Genomic DNA, 9,571 nt, shown 5'->3' with positions numbered 1-9,571 from the left:
GTGCGACCATCGATGCTGACCTCCTCTCAGCCAGCATCTTGAATCACATTCGACATCAAAAGGGTATCCGCGATTCAAACATAATCAGAAACGCTCTAGGTCGTCTCAATTTGGCGATCTCTCCCGGCCGCGTCGATGACATCACCGGGACCGTAATCGGATGGGGGAATGAACGCGATGACGGGAGCTGGCGCGCAGGGTTCAGGGATTGACGTGCGTGAGGGTCTTCTTTCCACTGCCGTCGAGGCCGGCGGAGATGTGATCTCCTCGACGCGCACCGGACGTCTGACGCACCGCCTGTGTTGCGGGCTGGCGGCCGCGCTGGCCGTGGTTTAGGTCGGCCTCAGTGATGGAAAATGGCGCGCCGCACGAGATTCGAACCGCGCGTGATAGGCCAGAACGCATTCAGTATGTCTGTTTTCCCAGCGTCGCTCTCCGGAAGCTGTCCTGCCGCACTGGGCCGACCTGCCTGGAACGGTCCGAGGACTTGGGACAGCGGAGGTTCAAACTTACATCTGTTGTTCCCAGAAGCCGCGGGTGTCCACGTTAGCGGCGTCGGCGAGAGCTTCGAGCTCCGCGATGTCGTTGCTAGTAAGCGTGATGCTGTTGGCTTGGACCAGACTATCGATGTAATGGGGCTTGGTGACGCCGATGATGGGAATCGTGCCCTTGGCGATAGCCCAAGCTGTGGCGACATCGGGAGCTGCTGCACCATGCATCTGGCCGATCGAGGCGAGCTTGTCTGTCAGCGCCTTTAACTGAGGCAGCATGCTGTTGTAATTCTTCGCTCGGCTGCTGCCTTCCGGCAGCGGGTTCTCCGAACTGTACTTGCCGGTCAGGGCTCCCTGTTCAAGCACCATATAGGCGAAGAATGAGACGCCATGATTGCGGCAGTAGTCCAGGATGCCAGCTTGCTCGGAGCTCCGGTAGAGGAGGCTATAGTGGTTCTGGATGGCTTCGACCCGGAACCCGGCTTCGCCCAGGATCTGGTCGGCGAGCTTGATTTCGCTCAGGTTGTGATTCGAGACGCCGACATGTTTGGCCTTCCCATTCTTCAGCAACGGAATGAGGTGCGGGGTCCACCGTGCCACATCGGCCGGGTTGTGAATCCAGTAGAGGTCGATGTAGTCGGTGCCGAGGTTGGCAAGGCTCTGCTCCAGCATGTCCGCCACCGGATCGTCGCCGGTTCCCGCGATCCGCGGGTTGAACTTCGTGGAGAGCTGGTAGTCGCTGCGGGCGTAGCGCTTCAGGACTTCCCCGAGTACGGTCTCTGAACGGCCCATGCCGTACACAAGGGCGGTGTCCCAGAGGGTGAACCCGGCCGCATGCGCCTTGTCTACGACCTCTTCCAGGCCGGCCGGCGTCAGGTGGCTGCCGAAGTAGCGGTTGCCAGTCTCGCCGCTGTCGCCCCAAGCCCAGGTTCCCAGTGCGACCTTCGGGGTCTTCAGATTATCGATTGTCATGTTTGCTCCATACTTGTTCTGCCGCCAGGTTTGCTGCAACCCAGGCGCTGCTGACACTATGATGCGCGGCGACGCCGAACCGTTAGCCTGATGCGCCGCGATAACTGCCCAATCCTCCAGAAGCCGCGCGCATTCACCTTGCCGCCCTCCGACGCGCATGCGATGGTCCGATTCATGGAAACACTGACCGAAATCGCGGCTGTGATTGCCCGGCACGTCTCGAAGGATGGATTCCACGCCACCCCCATCGAACGTTTGACGCTTGTTCGATCCTCCACAGTGACGATGCCGATGCCGAATGTTTACCGGCCGCAGCTGTGCCTTGTCGCGCAGGGGCATAAGGAGGTCACGTTTGGCGACCGCGTGTTCAGATATGCACCGGGGCGCTACGGGATCGTCACCCACGACCTGCCGGTGATAGGCCATGTGGTCGAGGCGACGCCTGACAAGCCCTATCTCTGCCTGTTCCTCGATTTCGATCCGGTCATGCTGGGTGATCTGGCGTTGCGCGTCCTGGCGCCGCCCGGAGCGCCATCCCCGCCCATAGGCAAGACGGTGTCCGACGCCGGCGCCGGTCTGCTCAACGCGGCGCTACGCTTGCTGCGCCTGCTCGACGATCCGGCGGGGCTGCCCGTCCTTGGGCCGCTTGCCGAGCAGGAAATTCTCTATCACCTGCTCGCCGGCCCGGACGGCGCCAGGATGCGCCATATCACCTCCAGCCAGGGTCGGGTGGCCCAGGTCGGCCGCGCCATCGCCTGGATCCGGCAGAACTTTCGGGAACGGTTCAGCATCGAGCGGCTTGCCGCGGAAGTAGGCATGAGTCCGTCGAGCCTGCACGAGCATTTTCGCGCCGTGACGGCGCTGACGCCGCTGCAATTCCAGAAGCAGCTCAGGCTGCAGGACGCGCGCAGCCTGATGCTGCTCCAGGACATCGACGTCACGACGGCCGCCTTCCGCGTGGGTTACGAAAGCCCGTCCCAGTTCACCCGCGAATATCGCCGCCACTTCGGAGAACCGCCGGCGCGCGACATTGCCCGCTTGCGCGCTTCGCCTGGCTTGGCAGTGGTAGCTTGAGTTCAGCTTGCCGTTGTCGGCGCATCAGCGTTCAGTCCAAATATCGCCCCTTGAACGATGTGGGCCTGAAATCCAAATGCGGCTACCTTGGATATGTCTTGCAAGGGACTCGAAGGTTGCGCGACCAGGAATTCGCCGCCTTGGGGAATGAAGTTGGCGCACTTCTCCTCTAACAACGGCGCCTCTCACGTCGTCCTATATTGTTTGGGACTAAGGCCGGTCTCCGACCGGAACACCTTGGCAAAGTGACTGGGACTGTCATAGCCCACGCCCATGGCGATTTCGATGATCTGTTTGTCTGTGTCGCGCAGCATCTCCTTCGCTTGCTCGATGCGCCGCAGGATGAACCAGCGTGACGGGCTTTGCCCCATGGTGTTGTGGAACGCACGGCTGAAGTGAAAGCGGCTCATCCCGCACAGATCGGCCAGTTGGTCCAAGTCAAATGGCTCGGCGAGATGGGCATTCATATGTTCGAGCGCCTTGCGCAACTTCCATGCCGGAAGCTGTGCAGGCTTGCGCCCGGTTGCGGTATCCCTTTCGGCATAATGGCGCAGAAGATGGATAGTCAGGCTCTCGATCATTCCTTTGACGAACATGGGACTAGCCTCGTGCGGGGCCTGCAACTCATCGGCCAGGCCGGTGAGGATTCCGCTTATCAGCATGTCGCGGGCACCCGACACATCGCGCATGCGCAGTCGCGAGGCATTGAGACCCATGGACAGAGCCGCCCGGTTTACGAGTTCAAGCCTGAGATAGAGATGCATCACCTCAAAGGGCTGCTCCGGCGCTGCCTGCCATCGCATGAGATAAGGTGTGTCCGTCTCTGTCAGGTAGAATGAGCCGGCCTTGACGAGACCGCCACGCCAGTCGCCATCGGGTTCGCGTTCCTCGACCGTCGCCTCTCCCGACATCACCCAGACGAGCATGGGTTCGGCCACGGCCGGGACCAGCACCTCATCTTCGCGTTGCGCACGGCGAAATATCTGCGCTTCCACATCCCTCCAGGCATCGCCCGTACTCTGCACGATCTTTCGGCCGCGAATGTGCTGCTCCAAAGCATGACTGGCAGAACGTGGGGATGAACGGCGCACCTGGTTTGCCGACCTTTCAGCTGAAGAAGAAGAACACATTTCGTATCACCGCCTGGACCGGTGACGCAATGAAGCATGAGCGAGCCGCTGCTTTTCGGCGCAAAATCGCGATAGTTTTGGCAAAACTGCGAGCGAACAAAAATCCCGATGACTCTACATCCGTCTTCGTAACCACGGCCGGCCAATGGCGGCCAAGCAAACGGAGAACATGATGGATATCAAAGGCAAAGTCGCTCTCGTTACCGGCGCGTCCAGCGGCATTGGTGCTGCAACCGCGCGCAAACTCGCAGCAGAAGGCGTCATCGTCGGGTTGGCCGCGCGGCGCAAGGATCGGTTAGAAGCACTGGTCGCGGAAATTGCCGCCGCCGGTGGCAAAGCCGTGGCGCTTGAAACCGACGTCACCGATAGAGCGTCCTGCAAGGCTGCGGCAGAGGCTTTAGTTGCGCGGTTCGGTCGGATCGACGTGCTTGTGAACAATGCCGGGTTGATGCCGCTTTCGGACATCGACAGCCTGAAAGTGGACGAATGGCAGCACATGGTCGATGTGAACGTCTCGGGCGTTCTCAACGCCACGGGCGCGGTTTTGCCGCAGATGATCGCGCAGCATTCGGGCCATATCTTCAACCTGTCCTCGATCGCAGGGCGCAAGATCTTCACGGGCCTCACCGTCTATTGCGCGACGAAGGCGGCTGTCGCAGCCTTCTCCGATGGCCTCAGAATGGAAATCGGACCCAAGCACAATATACGTGTGACCTGCATCCAGCCGGGCGCGGTGAAATCCGAGCTTTACGAACAGATCACGGATGCGAACTACCGCAAGCAGATGGACGACCTGGCGGCCTCGATGACCTACCTGGAAGGCGAGGATATCGCAGACACCATTCTGTTCGCACTGAAATCGCCCGCGCGCATGGATGTGGCGGAGCTGTTCGTGCTGCCCACCGAACAGGGCTGGTAAACACCTTTCCCGCCGCCGGTCTAACCAGCGGCGGGTTGCCACGATGGTAAAAGGGCAGCGCCGATCCGTGTCAATCGGCGAAGCAGCGATGTCGGATGCCTATGATCGCTAACCACTGTGTCGCTCACATTTCGGCGCGGAGATTCCGGCACCTTAGTCGTAAGCAACGCAGGCCCGCCGCCGTTGCGCCGGTTTCAGTTTTTGCTGCCCCTCCGAAATTCCGGTTTTTGCGAATGGCTTGCAGCCACCCATCGGGACCTGTTCAAGTCCTCGTAGATCTGGAAATCTCTGGATCTAATTTGCGCTCGATCTGCAGGCTGTAGCGCGAGAGGCTGAAACAGATGATGAAGAAGACCAGCCCTGCGAAGAAATAGGCCGTCTGGCGGATCTGGTCGCCGATCAGCCATTCCGGATCAAGCAGGGACCCCTGCAAGATACCGAGAAAATCGAACATCCCGGCCATCAGCACGATGGTTGTTTCTTTTATCGTGGAGATGCTGAGGTTGACGATGCCCGGAAGGGCGGCACGGAGCGCCTGCGGGATGACACATAGGCCCATCGCCTGCCAATGCGTGAGGCCGAGAGAGGTGGCGGCCTCATATTGGCCTTTATGACATCATCGCGATCATTGCCGCGACTCGCGTCGTTGGCTAATTCTCGTCGGGACAAAACACTTCCGCAGCGGATGGGCTGTGAAGTCGGTCGCTGAACCTACTCGAGCTATTCAACCCTCCAACCGAGGGGTAGCTGAACGTCACAGTTTTTCCAAGCTGGCTGAAAGCCTCCTAGGTGCCATATGGATCTTCGCCAACTGACCTACTTCCTGCGGGTTGCCGAGCGCAAAAGCATTTCCGCCGCGGCTGCCGAGCTGAACGTTGCGCAGCCCACGCTCACCAAGAGCGTTCGCCTTCTGGAAGAAGAACTTGGCACCCCGCTTTTCAATCGATTGCCGAGAGGCGTTGAATTAACAGCCGCCGGGCAGCATCTGGTTCGCCACGCCGAGTTTATTAAGATCCAAATGACGGAAGCCCGCGAGGAACTGCTGGCTCTTCAGAAAGGCGACAACGGGATTGTGACCATAGGCGCGGGGCCTGCGTGGTTGCGAAAGCACTTACCCGTCGCCGTCGCAAATTGCATCTCCACGCGGCCGGATCTGAAGATCAAGATCGTCGGCGGTTTTGATGAAGCATTGCTTCGTAGACTTCGCCAGGGTGAGGTCGATTTCGTCGTCGCCGAAACGCCTTGGTCGCAGAAGGCCAACGATCTTGACATCGAGATCGTCAGCTCGGTCGGTCTCCAGGTCATCTCCCGCGAAGGACATCCTCTGGCAACGAAAGAGCGGATTTCAGCCATTGATCTTCTTCAATACCCATGGGTTCTCCCTGCACCAGAAACACGTGCGCGCCAGCGTCTCGATGCACTGTTCATGTCGATGAACCTGTCGCCCCCTGCGCCGGCGGTCGAAACGGAATCGATGGCCTTCATGCTCGCGATGATCCGAGCGTCCGATACGCTGACCTATACGTCGACGGCCACCGTCCTGCCGCCCGACGGCGCCGGTTTGATTGTCCTGCCCGTGGATGTCCTGGCATCGGATCGAGATGCCGCGATCATCCGGAGAAAATCCTCCTGGGTCTCTCCTGCCGCGAAGTTGATAATCGATCAGTTGCGGCTCGTCTGCGAAGCCGACCCGAACAATTGAAGCCATCACTTTTGGCTATGGCTCCGGCATCCGAAGTTAGTTGTTAGAATAGCTGCAGTGTGTAAGTTCTCCCCCAACACCCCGAAAAGTGCGGAGGGCACTTGCGGAGGTGCTCCGCGTTCAAAAATTGCCATACGTGAGGGAGGAAAGACTGTATGACACTATTTACGCCTATCCGGGGATGCCTTTTCGCATCGGCGCTCACACTGCCAATCGTGCTCGGCACCGTGGCAAGCGCCAAAGAGGCTGATATCACGATCGTCATCAATCAATCGCCGTGGTTCGACGGTTTTCAGAAGGTCGTACAGCAATATCAGGACAAGACCGGCAACAAGGTTTCGCTGGACGTCAATCCCTTCGCTGGAAGTCTCGAGAAACAGCGAACCGCGGTTCGGGCCAAGGAAAGCCCCTACGACATTCTCGTGATGAATGCGGGCTTTTTCATCGAAATGTACAAGGGCGGCTTTCTCAAGCCGCTGAATGAAATCGACGCAAGCTTCAAACTGGGCAAGGACATCTACACATTCGATGACTCCGTCTATTGGAACGCTTCGACGAACAAGATCGACGCCAAGAACGGCGCGCTGATGTCGGTTCCGATCAATCCCTTTGTCCCTCTGCTTCACTACCGCTCGGACCTTTATCAGGCAAAAAACCTGAAGGTCCCCGAAACCTGGGACGATCTGCTCGCAAATGCGAAGGCGCTCAACAATCCGCCCAAGATGTACGGGATCGTTCAGCGCGGAGCCCGCGGCACGTTCGACGTCACCTATGACGTCTTGCCCTATCTGTGGAGCTATGGCGGCGGAATCTTCAAGGACCAGAAGAATGGTGACAATACGATCATCATAAACAGTCTTGAGAGCAAGGCTGCGATGGAGATGTATCTCAAGCTAGCCAAAGAGGCTGGGCATCCTTCGACTGCCGGCCAGACGCAGACCAATGTGATCCAGAATATGGCGACGGGTAAGACCGGGCACATTCTTGCGGTGCTTGCGGCATCGACGTTCGACGATCCGAACCAGTCGGTGGTCGTCGACAAGGTTGGCTTCGCGCCGCCGCCCCACGCGCCAGGCTTTCCCTCGTCGGCCCCCCTTGGACATTGGCTGGGCGGCATACCGAAGAATATCCCCGCAGACCGGCAGAAAGCCGCCCTTGCTTTCCTGAACTGGTTCCAGTCCGACGAAGCGCAACGGGCCTATGCAGAGGCGGGCTCTCCGCCCGTCAGTCGCGCCGTCCTCGAATCCGATCTCGCAAACCAGCCGAAATATCGCTGGATGAAGCCACTCGCGAAGGCGCTCGAGACTGCGAAACTCACCTTCGTAATCCCGGAGTCCGCACAGGTTCTCGCGGTCACCGAGCTGCGCTTGAATCAAATCATCGCCGGGCAGATGACCGTCAACGATGGTCTCAACACGATGGCGAAAGAGATCGAACCGATCATGACGAAGGCCGGCTACTCTGCGCCGCGTCTGCCTGATCTGAAGGACTGACTGTGTCGACCAGCAAAACATTGAACAATCGCTCTGCCGCGCTTCAACGCGCGGCAGAGCGGGGGAGACGCACACCTATGCCGGATCGTCTCTGGCGGTTCCTGACGATCGGGCCTGCCGTCATACTTTTCTTAGGCTTGACCGTCCTGCCGATGATCAACCTCGCGGTCCTGAGCTTCCATGACATCGACTGGGCGCAGGGGCTGTCGAGCTGGACGTTTACCGGCGTCAAGCATTACGTCGAGTTGCGGTCGGACGCGCTGTTCGGCGACAGCATCCGCAATACATTGATCTTCGCCATGATGGCGGTCACGATCCAGATGGTCATCGGGTTTGCCCTGGCCGTTCTGACAAGTTCCGTCGTTCACGGCAGACTGTTCTACCGAACCGTATTCCTGTTGCCGATCCTCGTGCCGGGTATCATCATCGGCGCCATCTGGAAGCTGATGTTCAGCTTCGACTTCGGCATCCTGAACACGATCGTAGCTGCGATCGGGATGACGCCGCAAGATTGGCTGGGGGACGCCAACTATGCGCTCGCCTCCATCATCGTGGTCGACATCTGGCATTGGACGCCGTTCTGCTTCCTGCTGCTGCTGGCTTCCCTCGAGACGCTTCCGCAAGATGTCTACGAAGCCGCGGCGATAGATGGCGCCTCGAATTGGCAAAGCCTTCGTTTGATAACGATCCCGCTCATGCTGCCGGCGATCGCGGTGACGTTCGTCTTCCGGCTGATCCTGGCGTTTAAGGTATTCGACGAGGTTTTCCTGCTCACAGGCGGAGGTCCGGGCTCTTCGACCGAAGTGGTGAGCTTTACGATCTACAGGCGCTTTTTCACCGAGGACCAGCCTGGCTACGGTTCCGCGATGTCGATTGCCACCTTCGCGTTCATCGCCTTGCTGATCATCGTCGTAACAGCTGCAACGCAAAGGAAGGGAGCCAGGCCGTGACCACGGTTACACAATCACCCGTCCGCGCCTCGATCGTCCGCCAGGCATTGTTGCTGATTGCCGTCGTGCTCGTCCTGTTTCCGTTCCTTTGGATCGCTGCGGCGGCTTTCAAAACGCAGATCGTGTTGCTGACCGGACAGATATTCTTCACGCCGACATTGGCGAATTTCGCCGAGGTTCTGTTCTCGAGTACGTCCGATTACATCAGGAACTTCACCAACAGCTTCATTGTGGCAACGGTGAGCACGTTTCTGGTTTTGGTGATCTCGACGCTGGCGGCCTATTCTCTGCAGCGAATGGAGTGGCCGTCGTGGGTCGGCCAATCGATGCTGGGATGGTCGGTCATCTTTCACATGGTTCCGCCAATCACGCTGGCGGGCGCCTGGTACTCGATGTTTCGCATCGTCGGACTCGACAATACCTATCTCGGTCTGATCCTTGCGCACACGACGCTCAACTTGCCCATGGCCTTGTGGATGATGAACGTCTTTGTCCGTGACGTGCCGAAAGAACTGATCGAGGCAGCCAAAATCGACGGCGCGGAAACACCGGGCATCCTCCGGCACGTTATCATTCCTCTGGTGCGACCGGGATTAGCGGCTGCAGGTATCCTGTCCTTCATATTCAGCTGGAACGAGTTTGCAGTGGTTCTCACGTTGAGCCAGCGACAAACCGCAACGGTACCCGTCGCAATCGGCAAATACGCGCAGGAAAACACGATCGCCTTCACGCAAATGGCGGCCGCGTCGCTGCTGTCGATGCTGCCTGCAGTCATCCTGTTGCTGGTCGCGCAGCGCTTCATCGTCCGGGGCCTGACCTCGGGCGCGGTCAAATAACCCT

The 9,571-nt window shown here is 59.0% G+C and carries 9 protein-coding genes and 1 pseudogene; 7 read left to right on the top strand and 3 right to left on the bottom strand.

Features of this window, described 5'->3' with window-relative positions; genetic code table 11:
* Nucleotides 1–168: 168 nt before the first annotated feature.
* On the top strand, nt 169–336 hold the full coding sequence (locus PY649_RS32190) for a hypothetical protein (RefSeq protein ID WP_285872973.1): 168 nt from the start codon (nt 169–171) through the stop codon (nt 334–336).
* Between the two features lie 173 nt (nt 337–509).
* Here PY649_RS32190 and PY649_RS32185 read toward each other — a convergent pair whose 3' ends face one another.
* Nucleotides 510–1,463, bottom strand: a complete 954-nt coding sequence (locus PY649_RS32185) for an aldo/keto reductase (RefSeq protein ID WP_285872972.1) — start codon at nt 1,461–1,463, stop codon at nt 510–512.
* A gap of 174 nt (nt 1,464–1,637) precedes the next feature.
* Here PY649_RS32185 and PY649_RS32180 point away from each other — a divergent pair, with 174 nt between their 5' ends.
* Entirely contained in the window at nt 1,638–2,537 is a 900-nt protein-coding gene (locus PY649_RS32180) for an AraC family transcriptional regulator (protein WP_285872971.1), read from the top strand.
* 185 nt (nt 2,538–2,722) lie between these two features.
* Here the strand turns inward: PY649_RS32180 and PY649_RS32175 are convergent, their stop codons facing one another.
* The gene (locus PY649_RS32175) at nt 2,723–3,667 is read right to left on the bottom strand and encodes a helix-turn-helix domain-containing protein (RefSeq protein ID WP_285872970.1); all 945 of its coding nucleotides are present in this window, start codon (nt 3,665–3,667) and stop codon (nt 2,723–2,725) included.
* Nucleotides 3,668–3,836: 169 nt separating this feature from the next.
* On the opposite strand from PY649_RS32175, the gene PY649_RS32170 reads away from it, so the two are divergent.
* Entirely contained in the window at nt 3,837–4,586 is a 750-nt protein-coding gene (locus tag PY649_RS32170; protein WP_285872969.1) for an SDR family oxidoreductase, read from the top strand.
* 262 nt (nt 4,587–4,848) lie between these two features.
* Here the strand turns inward: PY649_RS32170 and PY649_RS32165 are convergent.
* A pseudogene (locus tag PY649_RS32165) lies at nt 4,849–5,184 on the bottom strand (ABC transporter permease subunit); the annotation flags it as partial.
* Nucleotides 5,185–5,382: 198 nt separating this feature from the next.
* Here PY649_RS32165 and PY649_RS32160 point away from each other — a divergent pair.
* From PY649_RS32160 to PY649_RS32145, 4 genes are all read left to right on the top strand, one after another.
* Nucleotides 5,383–6,288: a LysR family transcriptional regulator gene (locus PY649_RS32160; RefSeq protein WP_285872967.1), complete on the top strand. Its 906-nt coding sequence runs from the start codon at nt 5,383–5,385 to the stop codon at nt 6,286–6,288.
* Between the two features lie 155 nt (nt 6,289–6,443).
* Entirely contained in the window at nt 6,444–7,781 is a 1,338-nt protein-coding gene (locus tag PY649_RS32155; protein ID WP_285872966.1) for an extracellular solute-binding protein, read from the top strand.
* Between the two features lie 77 nt (nt 7,782–7,858).
* Nucleotides 7,859–8,731 (top strand): carbohydrate ABC transporter permease, encoded by an 873-nt coding sequence (locus PY649_RS32150; RefSeq protein WP_285872965.1) that lies wholly within the window; start codon nt 7,859–7,861, stop codon nt 8,729–8,731.
* Nucleotides 8,728–9,567: a carbohydrate ABC transporter permease gene (locus tag PY649_RS32145; RefSeq protein ID WP_285872963.1), complete on the top strand. Its 840-nt coding sequence runs from the start codon at nt 8,728–8,730 to the stop codon at nt 9,565–9,567. The genes PY649_RS32150 and PY649_RS32145 overlap by 4 nt, the downstream gene beginning before the upstream one ends.
* The last annotated feature ends 4 nt before the right edge of the window (nt 9,568–9,571 follow it).

Source organism: Rhizobium mayense, from assembly GCF_030272705.1.
GTDB lineage: Bacteria > Pseudomonadota > Alphaproteobacteria > Rhizobiales > Rhizobiaceae > Rhizobium > Rhizobium mayense.
The sequence above is the reverse complement of the archived record's forward strand: the minus strand, read 5'-3'. Positions and strand labels throughout refer to the sequence as shown.